This window comes from Mesorhizobium sp. M1273 (assembly GCF_040318195.1).
Lineage (GTDB): Bacteria > Pseudomonadota > Alphaproteobacteria > Rhizobiales > Rhizobiaceae > Mesorhizobium.
This window is the reverse complement of the sequence record NZ_JAMYLV010000005.1, coordinates 172,177-187,738: the sequence shown is the minus strand read 5'-3', so window position 1 is coordinate 187,738 and position 15,562 is coordinate 172,177. Positions and strand designations below refer to the sequence as shown.

Here is a 15,562-nt window from a genome sequence, read left to right as displayed (position 1 = left end):
AGGCCTTGAAGCGGCTATCCGGCCAGCCGTCTCGGAACATCGCCCGCCCTGGTCAGTCCGCCGGGAAAAAGGCCGGCCCGACCACTCTCACCGGCCGCGCGCCGATCGCTTTCTCGATCGACTGATGCTGGGCAGTCCCTGGCACCTCGAAAACCGACGTTTTTGCCCCTGCGAGAGCCGCACCGGCAGTTTCGATCCCGGATTCAGGAATTTCCGCGACGACGCCAAGATCCGGCTTTGCGGTCGGCAACGGAATGATGGCGTTGCTCATGTTGGCCGGTGTCACGGTTCGTGCCCTGAGTTCGGCAACGCGCTGGTAATAGCGCTTGACGTCACAGGCCTTGAAGTTCGCGTCGTCGCGGTACCGGAACGCGGCAGGTAGCTCCACATAGGGTTTTCCCGACTCGAGCGCGACCATCTCCTCGGTCTCGCGAGTGGCGTCGCTCAGCATATAGAGGTCGACGCCGGCATCGTCGCAGATGTAGCGACACTGATCGACCGTTTCCTTCAGATCGTCGCTCTTGGCGAACTGCGATTTTGGCGCGGGGAAGAAATATCCGTCCGACAAGCGAACGCAAAACAGCATCCGATTGCCGCCAATTGTTGTGCCTGCGGACTGGGCCTTGGGTGCCGGGCGTTGCTGCGCCGGCTGTTTCTTGGCAGCGGGGGCGGCGCAGCCCAGCGCGACAAACCTGGCCTTCAGTCCGGACGTGTCCCTGCTCGAATTCGACAGTCTGGCGATCTGCCGTTGCACCTCCGCCTTGCTGCTGACCAGGTCGGCGCAGGGATTGAAGAAGAAGCCGGCGGTTTTCGCTGCGCATCTGCGTTGTCTCTCAAGCTTTTGAATCGCGGCGAGTTGCCGGCGCAGTTGGGCAAGCTCGGGGCTGGTCCCGCCGCTGCGCCCCGCCGAAAGCAATTGGCTCCTGATGGCACCGCAGCTATCCGCGTAGGAGAAGGATGTGCCGAGCGCAACGGCTATTGCCGACACCAGCATCAGAATCGTGAGGGGCCAGAAGCGTGTCATTGGAACGACCATTATCCTTGTTGCACCGAGAACAGGATTTCTTTGTCGACTATGGATAAGTACTAGCTAAATCAGTTTTTCCTAATTGAAGTAGATCAAACCGCCACCAGAGACTTTAGCTCTAGTGTATTAGATCCACTCGTGTAAATTCAATATTACATTTTTATTTCAAGATTGAGACGAACCGGCAGCAACGCCGGCGGACGCCCGCCACGGCGAAGTTTGATGCGCGCGGCGGGTTCGGCATCGCGATCAATCCGGCGTTACCGGCCGGCCGTCGCTGAAACCTTAGCCCTGGGATCGGCGTTGAGCGGCCAAAGGAGGAGACCGCAAATGTCGATCCACTTCACTGTCGCGGACCTGACCAGGAATCTGTTCCATTCACTTTGGTTGGACCATGAACGCGCACCGAGGCCACTCGACCACGAGCAGAGGCTTTTGCTGGAGTGCTATCTCGCCGGCCAGATACCGGAATCGGCTTGGAGCGACTATGTCTTCGAGGTGCCGGAACTGGCGCGACATGTCGAGGCGAGACGAAGGCGCCACTAAAGCGCATCGCGGTCGACCGGGCGTCATGCGACGCGCTTAGGTTCTTGTCTAATGCATGTCGTTGTCGCAAAACCGCTGCACGCTTTTGCGCGACATGCATTAGGTCCCGAAAAGTGGAATCCGGTTGTCGGAAAAGATCAAGGCGAAGCCTTCACTCGCGGTGCAGCCTGTTCTTGTTTGGGCGAGTTGAATTGCAGAGTGAACACCTTGCCCGGGATGCCTTCAGCCAGCGCCGGTGAAAAGCTCAACGGCAGGCAATGGTCCACGGCCGCGACCGCGGCGTCGACAAAAGCTTGGCGCATCTTCTCCTCGCCGGCGACGCGGATGGCGGTCGGCTTGGGCCGGCCGATCAGCGTGCCATCGCGCCTGAAGCTGAAGCTCAGGGTGACGGTGGAATTCCCGGCATTCGCCGGAGGGGTCCAGCACGCCTGGATGGCAGCCCCGACCTCGGGCATGGTGTTGAGCGTCGCTGCATTCGATTGACCGGCTGCATCCGCCAGTATGGCGCCTGCAATCACCATCATTCCAGCAATGCTTTTCATGACAGAGCCTCTGTCCTTGAACCGCCATCGAGGACGGGACTACTTCGATGGTAGGGCCCACATCGGCGATGGCAAGATGCCGGCAACGCGCTTCATCAGCCATTTCAGGCGTCGTGAAGCGCCGTCAGCCGCAAACTTCGGCAGGGCTGCAATAAGCAAAGGCCGGCGAGCAGCCGACCTTTGCTTTCCATCCGCGCCAGTACATCCGTGGTCGCAAGCTGGAGGTGGATACCAGTAGAAAGGGTTTCGGTTAACGAAACCTTAAGCTCCCGACATCGTGCAAACAGGGGAGAGTAAGAAAGAATTACCTCAGATCACTACCGGCTCCCGCAGAACGTGCGGACGATCGCCGGCCTGCACGTGCCTCAGGCGTTGGCCTGCGACCGCACATAGGCGATATAGCCGCGCACGTCGCCGGCCGGCTCGGCATAGGCCTTGCCGAGCTTCTTCTCGATCGCCGCCATATAGTCTTTTGCCCATTGGGGCAGCGCGTAGTCGATGACGGCGAGGAATTCGAGCGTCGCCGCCAGACGGATGTCGGCGATCGACGGGTTCTTGCCACCGATGAACGGCTTGCCGTTCCTGAAGAAGCTGTGAAACACCTCCAGCGGCTCGGCTATCGCTTCTATAGCGGCCTTCTGGGCTTCCGACTTCTTGTCGGGATGAGCGTCGCTGTGGCCGACCTCGCCGGCATATTGCGGGAAATTCAGCACAGGATATGTGGCGCGCGCCACATAGGGGTAGAGCGTCCCGATCAGGTAGAACATGGCACTGTCGATCATTGCCCGCTTGGCCGGCGCCTTGGGATATAGTTTCTCCAGCCCGTGCTTGTTGGCGAGGTACTGCATAATGGCGCAGCTTTCCCACAAGACACCTCTCGGCAGGCCCTTGTCCTCGATCATCGGCGTAAGATGGGCCGGGTTTCGCGCCATGTATTCCGGCGAGCGCGTGAGACCCCATACGTCGGTCTCGGAATGGTCGAGCCCGGCGGCGCGTGCAAACACCCGAACGCTCATATTGTTGACGCTGGGCTTCAGCATGCTGAGCGAGAGCGCGGGCTTTTTCGCCGGTTTCGCCTTGGCCTTCGGCGCCAGCTTCTTGGCGGAGACCTTGGCCGCCGGCTTTGCCACTTTCGCCGCTGACTTGGCGGCGGCTTTGGCCGCCGGCTTCGCTCCTGGCCTGGCTGCCTTGGCGGCGGGCTTCGTGGCACTCTTGGTTGCTGTCTTCGCCATTGTATCCTCCCTTTGTTCGGCGTGTCGTCAGTATGGATTTTTCGGTGCGCGATCCTCCGACAAGGTCGTGCGCGAGCGCTCGACAAGCGCCTGGATCGCGTCGGCAAGGTGCACTTCGGCGATGTTGTAGTCGCCGCGCGCGACGCGGATCTTGTGCGCCTGCATCAGCACGTCGGCATGGGTGAAGCCCGCCGGCGGTTCGAAACGGTAGGAGGCGAGTTCGATCAGCAGGCCGAGCGGATCCTCGAAATAGATCGAGTCCATGAAGCCGCGATCCTTGACGCCGCTGTGCTTGATGGCGCGCTCGTCGAGCCGGGCAACCGCCTGCAGAAAGGTGACGCGCGACACCGCGAAAGCGATATGATGGACGGAGCCCGTGTCGGTCGGCGTGCGCCGCTTGACCGGCGTGCGGCTTTCGTCGGTGAAGACGGTGATCAGCCGGCCGTCGCCCGGATCGAAATAGAGATGGCTTTCGCTTGCCTTATCGAGATTGGGCTGCTCGAAGATGAAAGGCATGCCAAGCACGCCTTCCCAGAAATCGATCGAGGTCTGACGCCCGGCCCCGACCAGCGTGATGTGATGAACGCCCTGCGATTGCAATTTCTGCATCTGACTCCTCCCGGCCACGCCGTCTTGCCGCCGAACGGAAGTCCCGCTTGGATCGGCGCCCGGCATGTGACCGCGCCCGGCCTCGCTCGCCTGCGCTCCGCATTCCGCATCCTGCAGGAGTGCGGCCGGAGCTTTGATGAACGGATGCTAATTCAATCCGAGGCGTTGCGCCAGAAGCGCTGAGTTTCAAGAACTCCACGCAGGCGCCAAGAGCGGCACCGGGATCGCGGACGCCTTCGCCGAGCTCGCTGAAACGATCCGTCGCCGGCAGCTGTAATGGTACGGCGGCCCGCAGGTCGCTGGGTTTCCCGAGCGGCCGGTTTGGCGACGGCAGGTCAAAGGGGCCTCGTTGACGCATGCCGCGCCTGGTTCGGATTACGGGCATCCGCGGCCCTTAGATGAAAATCACATATTCTTCATCGGCACGTCGGGATCGACATGTCCCCCATCGGCAGCGATCTTCAGCCTTGAGAGGTAGTGCTCCCATCCCCTTCGGTGGCTGTCACGCTCCTTTGCGTTCGGCAGTCCGCTGTGCGTGAAGCGGATCAGTGTCCCCGCATCCCTCGCGATCAGGTCGATCTCGACATGACTGGAGCCGGGCGGCACGGTCTCGTTGTCTTCCCAGCCAAAACTGTAGGCAAGACGGTGGACCGGGATCACCTCGGTGAACTCACCGCGCGCCATATGGCGACCACCGACATTGACGAGGAACAGACCGCCCGGCGTTGCATCCAAATTCGCTTCGGTCCCGATCCATCGCACGATCTGATCCGGATCCGTCAAAAGCGCGAACACGGTCGCTTGTGGCGCGGCGACCTCAATCTCTGTGTAAACCGATTCCGCCATCGCTCACTCCAGGTCACATCCGCATCGAATACCTGCATGATTGAAGCGAATGTGGGGAGTTGCAAGAAGATGTTCGAGGCGTAAGCATAAGCCGGTGCCGAGTGACCTTCTACCCATGCTTCTCGCAAAGTCGCTTTCATTCCTTCTGGACGACGCCGCGCATATTGGCGACGGTGGGCGACTTCTATTGCAGCTCTCAACGCATTTGATTGAAGACGGCTTGCCGATCATCGCCGGCGCGCTGGCGCAGGATGCTCCCGACCCGATTATCTCACGCCGCATCTGGCTCTGGCGAGCGCCTGGGGGTGAAGTGGTCGAGGCTTTGGGGATAGGCGCCGACCGCCAGAATGCCGATCCCCGGCTCGTGCTGCGGGAGTGGCTTGGCACGACGCGGGCGATCGTGTTCGACGAGCGAGCGGGCGGTGTCGCACCGACTTTGGTGTGGGCGTTCGATCATACTCCGGATGAGGCGCAGTCAGAGCTGCTGCGGCAAATCTCCCGGTTTGCTGCGGCTCCGATGACCGCACTCGCGGAACGGTCCGCGAAACGCGCATTGCTCGAGGCATATTTGGGAAAGCGCAGTGCAGCACATGTGCTCAACGGTCATTCTCGTCGAGTAAAGGGAGAGACGATACGGGCTGCGCTTCTGTGCGCGGACCTTCGAGGTTTCACCGATCTATCCGAGGTTCATGATGCAGACGAGATCGTATTGGTACTTGATGCCTGGTTCGATTGCGTCGCCGGCGCGGTGCACGCATTTGGTGGTGAGGTTCTCAAGTTTATAGGTGATGGCGTCCTCGCGATTTTCCCGATTGGCGAGCGCGATGCAAATGCCGCATGTGACGCGGCGGTACGCGCCGTGAAGGCCACGCGCGCCGGGATAGATCATCTCAACCAAACTCGGCGCCGCAATGGCGGCCCTGAGCTCGGATATGGCATTGGCCTGCATGTCGGCGAGATACTCTGGGGGAATATCGGCACTGCCGGCAGGTTGGACTTCACCGCGATCGGCAAGGCTGTAAATCTTGTCAGCCGCATCGAAGGGCTGTGCAAGCCGTTGGGACGGACGGTGCTCGCGTCGACAGTGTTCGAGGCAGAAACTACCGAGCGGATGATCGCCATGGGCAGTCATCCGCTCGGAGGAATAGCAGGCGCGCAAACACTTTTCGGCTTGCCGGAATAGATCGAATGGTTGAGCCCCGCCGTGGATGTGTCGTTCGCAGCATATCTTGGTATCGTGCGAAGCCATGACCGAGAGAAATTCGACGGCAAAGAAGCTACGATACTGCAACTGAAGTATGGCGCGTTTAGAGCCCAGCCATGCGCGTCGCGCGCAGCTTCGCTGGCCGGTGCTAAGGGCCTTCCCGGCATCCACCCTTCGAGGGAGAGGCGCCTTCGCCGAGCTCGCCAAAACGATCCGCCGCCGGCAGCTGTAGCTCAGGTCGGCTCCAGGCAGTGCCGACCAGCGTGATGGACGCCTTGCGATTGTAGTTTCTGTATCTGGCTCCTCCCCGCGTGGCATCGACTGCCCTGCTCAGCGCGACGTTCTGCGCGCCGCTAACGCTGTGCCTCAAGACCCACGATGCAATGCTAATGCAATCGGCTCCGCTGCGCCAGAAGCGGCGATGAGCCAAACCCGCCGCGACTCAAGGCGATGGATCGGATTGATGGTTTGCCGAGAGCTTGGAGAGACTTGGTACGCCCAAGGGGAATCGAACCCCTGTTCCCGCCGTGAGAGGGCGGTGTCCTGACCGCTAGACGATGGGCGCGTTCAAGAACCGGCGATATAGGCTGACGGCTGGGAAAAAGCAACTAGGCTTAAGGCTGCCGATCGCGCCGGTGAAATATCCGCTGCAAGCCTAGCGTTTTGGCTCGATCAGGTCCCAGAGATTTCCATAAAGGTCGGCGAAAACCGCCACCGTGCCATAGGTCTCGTGGCGGGGCGCCTCGCGGAGGTCGACACCCTTTTCGAGCATCAGCGCATGGTCGCGGGCAAAATCGTCGGTTTCGAGGAACAAAAAGACCCGGCCGCCGGTCTGGCTGCCGATGGCGTGCCTTTGCGCATCGCCGGATGCCTCGGCGAGAAGCAGGCGCGCACCCTGCCCGTTGCGCGGCGTGATCGTGACCCAGCGTTTGCCGCCGCCGAGATCGACATCTTCGGTGAGGACAAAACCCAGCTGGTCGACATACCACGAGATCGCCTCGTCATAATTTGCGACGACAAGCGCGACCGTGGCAATGCTGCGGTGTTCGGCAAAACCGGTCATTTGTTCCTGATCGAAAAATGGCCAACGATGCGGCGCTCGGTGATGTCATAGACGAAGATGGCGCGGCTGCCGTCGGGCAGCTCTGCGTCGATCGACAGGTGATTGCCGGACAGCGATTGGCTGATCACCCTGGCGCCGACCGGCAGCACGATGTCGCCGTTGACCGTCTCGCCGATCGGCACCTGGATGTCGCTGCTTAGCGGAGGGGCGGCAGGCGGCGCGTTGCGCGCTTTGTAGACAAGTGCCGCGATCACCACCATAAGGGCGAGGAACAGCAGGCCGAGATTGATGGCGACGAAGCGGACGAGCTTCCTCCGCACCTTTTCGACCTCGGGGTCGAGCGGCTTTTCCTCGTCTTCGTCGGCAAGCGGCCGGGCCATGGCAGCAGATTCCGGAACTGTTTTCGATGAGCGCTCATAACGAAGTGGTCAGACAATTAATAGGGGCCGGACCGATCGTCCTGGAGGCGGGCGCTGATGCGGCCGGCCAGCGGCTCGACCAATGGCTGGCGGCCAGGCTCGGCCCCGATATGTCGCGCAGCCGGGTACAGATGCTGATAAAGCAGGGCGCCGTCAGGATCGGCGGCAAGCCAGCCAGCGAAACGAAGCGCAAGATGGCACAAGGTGACAGCGTGTCGGTTGATATGCCGGAGCCGGAACCGGCGGCGCCGCAAGGCGAAGATATTGCGTTGGACGTCCTCTATGAGGACAGCGAGCTGATCGTCATCAACAAGCCGGCCGGGCTGGTCGTGCATCCCGGCGCCGGCAACTGGACCGGCACGCTGGTCAACGCGCTGATCCATCATTGCGGCGACAGCCTGTCTGGCATCGGCGGGGTGAGACGGCCGGGCATCGTCCATCGCCTCGATAAGGAGACCAGCGGCGTCATGGTCGTCGCCAAGACCGATCGCGCCCACAAGGCGTTGTCGGAGGCCTTTGCCGACCACGGCCTGACCGGCGATCTCGAGCGCGCCTATCTGGCGTTGGTCTGGGGCATACCGGCAAGGCCGACCGGGACGGTCGACGCGCCGCTCGGCCGCGCCGCCGACCGGGTACGCCGCGCCGTGGTGCCGCAAGGCCGCGACGATGCCCGCCACGCCGTCACGCATTTCACCGTCGTTGAGCGCTTTGGCGAGCAGCAGCAGGAATTCGCCACGGCGAGCCTGGTCGAATGCCGACTGGAAACCGGTCGCACTCACCAGATACGCGTCCACATGGCCCATATCGGCCATCCGGTGATTGGCGACCCCGAATACGGCCAGGCTTTCCGCACCAAGGCCAATCGGTTGCCCGAGCCGCTAAGAAGCGAGGTAAAGGCGTTTCCGCGACAAGCTTTGCACGCCCGCCTCCTTGCATTTCGCCATCCCGATACCCATCTAACGATGAGGTTCGAAGCACCGATACCGTGGGACATGGAGGAACTCGTCGACGGCTTCCGCAAGCTCTGAACCAACCACCTGAAAACCTGACCGGCGTTGTTCACTTCAACGTGACACACTGTTTCGTGTTGAACAAATGCCTGTCTTTCTGGTTTTGTTCCTATATATGTCGGTTGGGGCGAATGTGCCTTTGGCATTCGCGCCACATGCCCGCCGCGTTTCGGGGGCATCACTCCAATAGAGAGGGGGCGCTATCATGGCCCAGTCATTACCCAGTATCGTTTCCGGCGAAGGCGGTCTCAGCCGCTACCTGGAAGAAATCCGCCGCTTTCCGATGCTTCAGCCGCAGGAAGAGTACATGCTCGCCAAGCGCTATGCCGAGCATGAGGACACCACAGCTGCGCACAAGCTCGTCACCAGCCACCTTCGGCTCGTCGCCAAGATCGCCATGGGCTATCGCGGCTATGGCCTGCCGATCGGCGAGGTGATCTCGGAAGGCAATGTCGGCCTGATGCAGGCCGTCAAGAAATTCGAACCGGAGCGCGGCTTCCGTCTCGCCACCTATGCGATGTGGTGGATCAAGGCCTCGATCCAGGAATACATCCTGCGCTCGTGGAGCCTGGTCAAGATGGGCACCACCGCCAACCAGAAGCGCCTGTTCTTCAACCTGCGCAAGGTGAAGGGCAAGATCCAGGCGCTCGACGAAGGCGATTTGAAGCCCGATCAGATCACCGAGATTGCCACCCGGCTGAACGTCTCGGAAGCGGAAGTCGTGTCGATGAACCGCCGCCTGTCGGGCGACGCCTCGCTCAATGCGCCCATCCGGGCCAGTGAAGGCGAGTCCGGCGAATGGCAGGACTGGCTGGTCGACGACCACGAAAGCCAGGAAGAGATGCTGATCGAGCAGGACGAGCTGGAAAACCGGCGCGGCATGCTGTCGGGCGCTCTTGCCGTGCTCAACGACCGCGAACGCCGCATCTTCGAGGCGCGCCGCCTCGCCGATGAGCCGTTGACGCTTGAAGAGTTGTCGGCCGAGTTCGATATCAGCCGCGAGCGCGTGCGCCAGATCGAGGTGCGCGCCTTCGAGAAGGTGCAGGACGCGGTCAAGGCCGCAGCCAAGCGCCAGACGCAGGCGCTGCGCACCATCGAGGCGCAGCCGGCGGCGTAAGGCCCTCCGGTAGAAACAAATAACGGCGGCGTCAGGTAACTGGCGCCGCCGTTTTTTTTCTAAAGCGCGTCGCGTTCGGGCCGGCCTTGTGCGACGCGCTTTAGATTCTTGTTTTTATGCATGTCGTTATCGCCAAACCGCTGCACACTTTTGCGCGACATGCATTAGCGGGTTGCCGGTTCCGCGGCGCCTTCGCGGATGTCCGATCCGTCGCCCTAACTGCTCAGTAGCCTTGCCAGGCGTCCCCAGACGATCTCATTGATAGCGGCATTGTCGCAATTTTCCCCAAGCCCTGAAAACCGCAAGGCTGCAAGCTGTGGCGGCAATGTTGCGGCGCCGACCGCGGCATTCCACAACCCGGCGCTTGCGGCAGGCGGGCGCGACAACGGTCCGCCGGGCTGCGCCGGGCAGTTGAGTTCGTCTATTGGAAACGAAAGGCAGTGTCGTGATGACGATTTCTCCGTTTCTGGCCGCCCTCGGATCCGACGGTCCGCCAGCCGATCGAGCGAAAGACATGGCCCTGTATGGATGGCTAATTGGAAGCTGGGAGATGGACTCGGTCCACTACCTCGACGACGGCACAATCCAGAAATGGGATGGCGAATGCCATTTTGGCTGGGTGCTCGAAGGCCGCGCGATTCAGGACGTTTGGATCAGGCCCAAGCGCCCTGCTCCGTCCGCGATGTATGGCACAACCTTGCGCATCTTCGACCCTGGGATCGATGGCTGGCATATCATATGGAACGACCCGCTCAACCGGGATCACTCGCGCCAGATCGGGCGGGCCGAGGGTAAGGACATTGTCCAGCTCGGCAATGACTCGCGCGGTCTGCAAACTCGATGGCGTTTCACCGAGATCACTGCCACCAGCTTCCATTGGATCGGCGAGGAAAGATCTTCCGAGAGCGATCCTTGGCAAATCACGTATGAACATTTAGCCCGCCGAACAAAACCCTGACGCTCGACTGGCTGGCGTCTGCGCTGCTCCTCATCCGGCTGCCGCCACCGTCGTCCCGCATAGACCTATCGGATTCAAACATCGCAAAAATCGAATCAGGATCAATAGCTTGGATGACCATCGCAGAACGATGAGGGCGGCGCCGAGTCTGAATGGCATTGTAGTGCCAGCGACCCATCCTCTCACAGGCAATCGAGCGGAAACTTCAGATAGCGCTGCCCGTTGGATTCCGGTTCCGGCAGGCGTCCGCCATTCATATTGACCTGCAGCGCGTGCAGGATCAGCCGCGGCATCGGCAACGTCCTGTCGCGGGCTTGGCGGAGCGCGACGAAGTCGGCTTCCGTCTTGCAGCCGGCAACATGGATGTTGCCGGCTTTCTGCTCCGCGACCGTGCTTTCCCACCGCGCTTCGCGACCGCCCGGCTGGTAGTCGTGACCGACGAACAGACGTGTCTCGTCCGGCAGCGCCAGGATGTCCTCGATCGAACGCCAGAGCCGCTCGGCACTGCCGCCCGGAAAGTCTGTCCTTGCGGTGCCGCTGTCCGGCATGAACAGCGTGTCGTGGATGAAGGCGGCGTCGCCAATGACGTAAGTGATCGAGGCCAGTGTGTGGCCCGGCGAGAACAGCACTCTTGCCGCAATGCCGCCGACCGAAAAAGTTGCGCCGTTGGCGAACAGCCTGTCCCATTGCGAACCGTCGGCGGGGAATTCCGGCCAGTTGTAGATCACCTTCCACAATTTCTGGACGTCGATGACCTTCTCGCCGATTGCCGTCGGCGCTCCGGTTCTCCCCCTCAGATAATGGGCGGCGGAGAAATGATCCGCATGCGGATGCGTGTCGAGGATCCACTCGACCTCCAGCCCGCTTTCCCTGACGAAGTCGAGCAGGGCGTCGGCGTTTTTCGTTGCCGTTGCACCGGACCTTTCGTCGAAGTCGAGCACCGGATCGATGATGGCGCATTTGCGGGTCGCCATGTCGGCGACCACATACTGGACGGACCCGCTCGGCTTGTCATAGAAGCCGGTGACCTGCGACCTGGCCGATAATGCGTCCAATCCAGCCTCCTTCGCCCCTCACCACGGCAGGAAGGATTTTCTCTGCCACGGCAAATTAAAGGCATGGTTGTCCGTCAACCAGGCATCGTCAAGCACCCCATGCTCACACGGCCAGGAAAACCGAAAACTCTCTGTGCCGCCTCTGCCTGCTCAGGCGGAAGGCTGCTTGGTTTTCCTGAGATATGGCAGGATCGTCTCATAGGCGCCGAAGCGCTTGATGGCATCCTCATTCGAGACGGCAGCGGTGATGATGACGTCCTCGCCCTGCTTCCAGTTCGCCGGCGTCGCCACCTGGTGCTTGGCGGTCAGCTGCATGGAATCGATGGCGCGCAGGATTTCGTCGAAGTTGCGGCCCGTCGTCATCGGGTAGGTGAGAACCAGCTTGATCTTCTTGTCGGGCCCGATGACGTAAACCGAACGCACCGTGGCATTGTCGGCGGGCGTGCGGCCTTCCGAGCTCTCGCCGGCACCCGCCGGCAGCATCTCGTAAAGCTTGGCGACCTTGAGATCCTTGTCGCCGATCAGCGGGTAGTTCACCGAATGACCGGTCGCGGTCTTGATGTCGTTCTGCCACTTTTCATGGCTTTGGACGGGATCGACCGAGATGCCGATGATCTTGACGTTGCGCTTCCTGAACTCGCCTTCGAGCCCGGCCATTGTGCCGAGTTCGGTCGTGCAAACCGGCGTAAAGTTCTTCGGATGGCTGAACAATACCGCCCAGCCGTCGCCGATCCATTCATGGAAGCTGATCGGTCCTTGCGTGGTCTCAGCGGTGAAGTCCGGTGCGATATCGTTGATGCGAAGGCTCATGACGTGTCCCTTACCCTGTGCGTGCAGATCGCAGCCGGCGTTGCCCGGCGCTGCTTTTGCCTTTCTATCACTCCGGCGTCATCCTTCAAACGCCTGTTGCGCCGGCATCAAGGCCGGCGGCGAAATATTTTCATTGCTTCTCGGCAAATGCAGCAGGAATTTTCGCTGCGCTGGTTCAGGCCTTGTTCACTGCCAGCGTCGTCGCCAGGTCTTCCATGCGCTGGGCCAGTGCGCCGAGCGCCCCGGTCAGCACGGAATCGTTCTTGTCGGCCTTGGTCAGTGCGTCGTCGCGCGTCTTGCGCAGCGTCAGCACTTCGCTTTCCATGCCCTTGACCCGCTTCTGCAGTTCCGAAAGCTCGTCCATGACCATGATGCCGGCCATCACGGTCAGCCGCTGGTCGCCGATCTCGCCAAAAGAATCCTTCAGATGCGAGACATAGCGGTCGAAGCGCTCGGCAAGATCGATCAGATGCTCTTCCTGGCCCTCGTCGCAGGCCATCCGATACTGCTTGCCGTCGATGGAAACCGTGACTTGTGCCATTGGCCTACCTGTCCAGTACCGCGCGGATGGTTTCCATAGCTGTCACCAGCCTTCGCGACACTTCCTTGTTGGCATCTTCCAGCCGTTCGGCGCGGGCCTCGGAATTGTCGAGCTCCTGCGCCAGCCGCGAGCGGTCGGCGTTCATCCGCTGCACTTCGGCCTCGGCTTCCGAATAGTCCCGCTCATGCTCAAGCTTGGCCGCGACGGCGTTTTCCAGCCCTTCGATGGCCTTACCCAGCCTGGCAATGACTTCCTTGAGGGTCGTTTCCCCGGTCATGGCTTTCGTCCTGCGCCCTGCCCATCACCGAATCATCCACGTTCAGAACGCGTTATCCCTGAAACATTACGCGTCGTGTGAACCGCACGTCAATAAAGCTGTCGCGACTGTCCCCTGCTAACGCTAATGTAAGTCGCGCACGGCCATCACAAGACCGGCAAAAGCACACCGATTTGTTGACTAAAAGGCCGCGCCTGCTATGTGTCGCGCACCCTTTTCAAGGGCTTTCCCAAGGCCCAAACCCCCATTTTGGAGGAAGCATGACCTCGCGCGAACAACATGACCGGATGGCCAATGCGATCCGTTTTCTCGCCATGGACGCCGTCGAGAAGGCAAATTCCGGCCACCCCGGACTGCCCATGGGCTGCGCCGACATCGCCACGGTGCTGTTCACCCGCTTTCTCAAATACGATCCGAAAAACCCGCATTGGCCGGACCGCGACCGCTTTATCCTGTCGGCCGGCCACGGATCGATGCTGCTTTACTCGCTGCTCTATCTGACCGGCTACGAAGACATCACCATCGACCAGATCAAGCAGTTCCGCCAATTGGGGTCGAGGACGGCAGGCCACCCGGAATACGGCCATGCCGCGGGCATTGAGACGACGACCGGCCCACTCAGCCAGGGCCTTGCCAATTCGGTCGGCTTCGCGCTCGGCGAGCGCATCATGAATGCCGCTTTCGGCAAAGATCTCGTCGACCACTACACCTATGTGCTGGCCGGCGACGGCTGCCTGATGGAAGGCGTATCCCAGGAAGCCATCGCGCTTGCCGGGCATCTGAAACTGAACAAGCTGATCGTCTTCTGGGACAACAACAACATCTCGATCGATGGCCCGGTGTCGCTCGCCGATAACACCGATCAGGTCGCCCGCTTCCAGGCGTCCGGCTGGAATGCCAGCCATATCGACGGCCAGGACCCGGAAGCGATCGCCTATGCCATCGAAGCGGCCCGCCACTCCGACAAGCCGACGATGATCGCCTGCAAGACGACCATCGGCTTCGGCGCGCCGACCAAGGCCGGCACCAACAAGGCGCATGGCTCGCCGCTCGGCGCCGAGGAAATCGCTGGCGCCAGAAAATTCTTCGGCTGGGATTATCCGCCCTTCGAGGTTCCGGCCGATATCCTCGACGCATGGCGTACCGCCGGGCGGACAGGCGTCAAGGCGCGCACCGACTGGGAAAGCCGCCTTGCCAAGGCTGATGCCAAATTGCGCAGCGAGTTCGAACGCCGCATCAGTGGCACGCTGCCGGCCAACTTCGACGCCGTCATTGGCGATTACAAGAAGAAGCTCGCCGCCGACAAGCCGAAGGTCGCCACCCGTAAGTCATCGGAAATGGCGCTGGAGGTCATCAACGGCGCCGTGCCCGAAACCATCGGCGGCTCGGCCGATTTGACCGGCTCCAACAACACCAAGACCAGCCAGACCAAGAACATCACCGCCGACGATTACGGCCAGCGCTACGTTCATTACGGCGTTCGCGAGCACGGCATGGCGGCCGCGCTCAACGGGCTGACATTGCATGGCGGCATTATCGCCTATGGCGGCACTTTCATGTGCTTTTCCGACTATGCCCGTCCGGCGATGCGGCTTGCTTCGCTGATGGGCATCCGCTCGATCTTCGTCATGACCCATGATTCCATCGGCCTTGGCGAAGACGGCCCGACCCATCAGCCGGTCGAGCATCTGGCAGCACTTCGCGCCATTCCGAACCACAATGTCTTCCGCCCCGCCGATGCGGTGGAAACCGCGGAATGCTGGCAGTTGGCCATTGAGTCGGAAAAGACGCCTTCGACATTGGCGCTGACCCGGCAGAACCTGCCGACGGTACGCAACGACTTCGTTGCGGAAAACCTCTCCAGCCGCGGCGCCTATGAACTTGCCGCCGCCAGTGGCGAGGCGGCGGTGACGATCTTCGCGTCGGGCTCCGAGGTCGAGATCGCGCTGGCCGCCCGCGAGGCCTTGGAAAAGCACGGCCACGCGACCCGCGTCGTCTCGGTGCCGTGTTTCGAATTGTTCGACAAGCAGAGCGCCGACTATCGCAGCAGGACGATCGGCAATGCGCCGCTCAAGATTGCCATCGAAGCCGGCATCCGTCAGGGCTGGGATCACTTCATCGGCACCGACGGCATCTTTGTCGGCATGACCGGCTTCGGCGCCTCCGGCACCATCGAACAGCTCTACCCGCATTTCGGCATCACAGCCGAGGCAACGGTGAAGGCGGCGGAAGCCCGTCTGCATGGCAAATGAAAGTGAGCCTCGCCCGGCAAAGGCTGGCATAGCGGTTTTGCCGGGCGGTGGAGC

The 15,562-nt window shown here is 61.4% G+C and carries 17 protein-coding genes and 1 tRNA gene; 6 read left to right on the top strand and 12 right to left on the bottom strand.

Annotation, left to right across the window (positions count from 1 at the left end; all coding sequences use genetic code 11):
* Positions 1–52: 52 nt before the first annotated feature.
* Entirely contained in the window at positions 53–1,024 is a 972-nt protein-coding gene (locus tag NKH30_RS08345) for a DUF2865 domain-containing protein (protein ID WP_352768210.1), read from the bottom strand.
* A gap of 333 nt (positions 1,025–1,357) precedes the next feature.
* On the opposite strand from NKH30_RS08345, the gene NKH30_RS08340 reads away from it, so the two are divergent.
* On the top strand, positions 1,358–1,573 hold the full coding sequence (locus NKH30_RS08340) for a hypothetical protein (protein ID WP_352768213.1): 216 nt from the start codon (positions 1,358–1,360) through the stop codon (positions 1,571–1,573).
* Positions 1,574–1,710: 137 nt separating this feature from the next.
* Here NKH30_RS08340 and tolA read toward each other — a convergent pair whose 3' ends face one another.
* The 4 genes from tolA to NKH30_RS08320 form a co-directional block, all read right to left on the bottom strand.
* Entirely contained in the window at positions 1,711–2,115 is a 405-nt protein-coding gene (tolA, locus tag NKH30_RS08335) for a cell envelope integrity protein TolA (RefSeq protein WP_352994847.1), read from the bottom strand.
* Between the two features lie 365 nt (positions 2,116–2,480).
* On the bottom strand, positions 2,481–3,347 hold the full coding sequence (locus tag NKH30_RS08330; RefSeq protein WP_352771909.1) for a glutathione S-transferase family protein: 867 nt from the start codon (positions 3,345–3,347) through the stop codon (positions 2,481–2,483).
* A gap of 27 nt (positions 3,348–3,374) precedes the next feature.
* Positions 3,375–3,956: a VOC family protein gene (locus NKH30_RS08325; RefSeq protein WP_352994844.1), complete on the bottom strand. Its 582-nt coding sequence runs from the start codon at positions 3,954–3,956 to the stop codon at positions 3,375–3,377.
* 405 nt (positions 3,957–4,361) lie between these two features.
* Positions 4,362–4,802: an SRPBCC family protein gene (locus NKH30_RS08320; RefSeq protein WP_352994841.1), complete on the bottom strand. Its 441-nt coding sequence runs from the start codon at positions 4,800–4,802 to the stop codon at positions 4,362–4,364.
* A 115-nt stretch (positions 4,803–4,917) separates the two neighbouring features.
* On the opposite strand from NKH30_RS08320, the gene NKH30_RS08315 reads away from it, so the two are divergent.
* Positions 4,918–5,985 carry an adenylate/guanylate cyclase domain-containing protein gene (locus NKH30_RS08315; RefSeq protein WP_352703759.1) on the top strand — a complete coding sequence of 356 codons (1,068 nt, stop codon included), beginning with the start codon at positions 4,918–4,920 and terminating at the stop codon, positions 5,983–5,985.
* Positions 5,986–6,496: 511 nt separating this feature from the next.
* Here the strand turns inward: NKH30_RS08315 and NKH30_RS08310 are convergent.
* The 3 genes from NKH30_RS08310 to NKH30_RS08300 form a co-directional block, all read right to left on the bottom strand.
* Positions 6,497–6,571 (bottom strand) — tRNA-Glu (locus NKH30_RS08310).
* 90 nt (positions 6,572–6,661) lie between these two features.
* The gene (locus NKH30_RS08305) at positions 6,662–7,069 is read right to left on the bottom strand and encodes a VOC family protein (protein ID WP_352994838.1); all 408 of its coding nucleotides are present in this window, start codon (positions 7,067–7,069) and stop codon (positions 6,662–6,664) included.
* Positions 7,066–7,449 carry a fimbrial protein gene (locus NKH30_RS08300; RefSeq protein WP_352540246.1) on the bottom strand — a complete coding sequence of 128 codons (384 nt, stop codon included), beginning with the start codon at positions 7,447–7,449 and terminating at the stop codon, positions 7,066–7,068. Before NKH30_RS08300 ends, NKH30_RS08305 begins: the two co-directional genes overlap by 4 nt.
* 26 nt (positions 7,450–7,475) lie before the next feature.
* Here NKH30_RS08300 and NKH30_RS08295 point away from each other — a divergent pair, with 26 nt between their 5' ends.
* The 3 genes from NKH30_RS08295 (at position 7,476) to NKH30_RS08285 (ending at position 10,573) form a co-directional block, all read left to right on the top strand.
* On the top strand, positions 7,476–8,516 hold the full coding sequence (locus tag NKH30_RS08295; RefSeq protein ID WP_352471142.1) for an RluA family pseudouridine synthase: 1,041 nt from the start codon (positions 7,476–7,478) through the stop codon (positions 8,514–8,516).
* 187 nt (positions 8,517–8,703) lie between these two features.
* On the top strand, positions 8,704–9,615 hold the full coding sequence (gene rpoH / locus NKH30_RS08290) for an RNA polymerase sigma factor RpoH (protein WP_023678514.1): 912 nt from the start codon (positions 8,704–8,706) through the stop codon (positions 9,613–9,615).
* A gap of 448 nt (positions 9,616–10,063) precedes the next feature.
* Positions 10,064–10,573, top strand: coding sequence for a hypothetical protein (locus tag NKH30_RS08285; RefSeq protein ID WP_352918444.1), 510 nt, complete (start codon positions 10,064–10,066; stop codon positions 10,571–10,573).
* A gap of 182 nt (positions 10,574–10,755) precedes the next feature.
* On the opposite strand, the gene NKH30_RS08280 is transcribed toward NKH30_RS08285, so the two are convergent.
* The 4 genes from NKH30_RS08280 to NKH30_RS08265 form a co-directional block, all read right to left on the bottom strand.
* Entirely contained in the window at positions 10,756–11,628 is an 873-nt protein-coding gene (locus NKH30_RS08280) for an MBL fold metallo-hydrolase (protein WP_352471144.1), read from the bottom strand.
* A gap of 150 nt (positions 11,629–11,778) precedes the next feature.
* Positions 11,779–12,438 carry a peroxiredoxin gene (locus tag NKH30_RS08275; RefSeq protein WP_023678511.1) on the bottom strand — a complete coding sequence of 220 codons (660 nt, stop codon included), beginning with the start codon at positions 12,436–12,438 and terminating at the stop codon, positions 11,779–11,781.
* A gap of 175 nt (positions 12,439–12,613) precedes the next feature.
* A complete protein-coding gene (locus tag NKH30_RS08270) occupies positions 12,614–12,979 on the bottom strand; it encodes a cell division protein ZapA (RefSeq protein WP_254816554.1) in 366 nt (121 codons plus the stop codon).
* 4 nt (positions 12,980–12,983) lie between these two features.
* The gene (locus NKH30_RS08265; protein WP_006200774.1) at positions 12,984–13,256 is read right to left on the bottom strand and encodes a DUF4164 domain-containing protein; all 273 of its coding nucleotides are present in this window, start codon (positions 13,254–13,256) and stop codon (positions 12,984–12,986) included.
* A 260-nt stretch (positions 13,257–13,516) separates the two neighbouring features.
* Here NKH30_RS08265 and tkt point away from each other — a divergent pair, with 260 nt between their 5' ends.
* Positions 13,517–15,508, top strand: coding sequence for a transketolase (gene tkt, locus NKH30_RS08260; RefSeq protein WP_352994835.1), 1,992 nt, complete (start codon positions 13,517–13,519; stop codon positions 15,506–15,508).
* Positions 15,509–15,562 lie beyond the last annotated feature (54 nt).

Coding starts and splice junctions, on each gene's coding strand:
- NKH30_RS08345 (WP_352768210.1), bottom strand. CDS start 1,024: ATGACACGCTTCTGGCCCCTCACGATTCTGATGCTGGTGTCGGCAATA.
- NKH30_RS08340 (WP_352768213.1), top strand. CDS start 1,358: ATGTCGATCCACTTCACTGTCGCGGACCTGACCAGGAATCTGTTCCAT.
- tolA (WP_352994847.1), bottom strand. CDS start 2,115: ATGAAAAGCATTGCTGGAATGATGGTGATTGCAGGCGCCATACTGGCG.
- NKH30_RS08330 (WP_352771909.1), bottom strand. CDS start 3,347: ATGGCGAAGACAGCAACCAAGAGTGCCACGAAGCCCGCCGCCAAGGCA.
- NKH30_RS08325 (WP_352994844.1), bottom strand. CDS start 3,956: ATGCAGAAATTGCAATCGCAGGGCGTTCATCACATCACGCTGGTCGGG.
- NKH30_RS08320 (WP_352994841.1), bottom strand. CDS start 4,802: ATGGCGGAATCGGTTTACACAGAGATTGAGGTCGCCGCGCCACAAGCG.
- NKH30_RS08315 (WP_352703759.1), top strand. CDS start 4,918: ATGCTTCTCGCAAAGTCGCTTTCATTCCTTCTGGACGACGCCGCGCAT.
- NKH30_RS08305 (WP_352994838.1), bottom strand. CDS start 7,069: ATGACCGGTTTTGCCGAACACCGCAGCATTGCCACGGTCGCGCTTGTC.
- NKH30_RS08300 (WP_352540246.1), bottom strand. CDS start 7,449: ATGGCCCGGCCGCTTGCCGACGAAGACGAGGAAAAGCCGCTCGACCCC.
- NKH30_RS08295 (WP_352471142.1), top strand. CDS start 7,476: ATGAGCGCTCATAACGAAGTGGTCAGACAATTAATAGGGGCCGGACCG.
- rpoH (WP_023678514.1), top strand. CDS start 8,704: ATGGCCCAGTCATTACCCAGTATCGTTTCCGGCGAAGGCGGTCTCAGC.
- NKH30_RS08285 (WP_352918444.1), top strand. CDS start 10,064: ATGACGATTTCTCCGTTTCTGGCCGCCCTCGGATCCGACGGTCCGCCA.
- NKH30_RS08275 (WP_023678511.1), bottom strand. CDS start 12,438: ATGAGCCTTCGCATCAACGATATCGCACCGGACTTCACCGCTGAGACC.
- NKH30_RS08270 (WP_254816554.1), bottom strand. CDS start 12,979: ATGGCACAAGTCACGGTTTCCATCGACGGCAAGCAGTATCGGATGGCC.
- NKH30_RS08265 (WP_006200774.1), bottom strand. CDS start 13,256: ATGACCGGGGAAACGACCCTCAAGGAAGTCATTGCCAGGCTGGGTAAG.
- tkt (WP_352994835.1), top strand. CDS start 13,517: ATGACCTCGCGCGAACAACATGACCGGATGGCCAATGCGATCCGTTTT.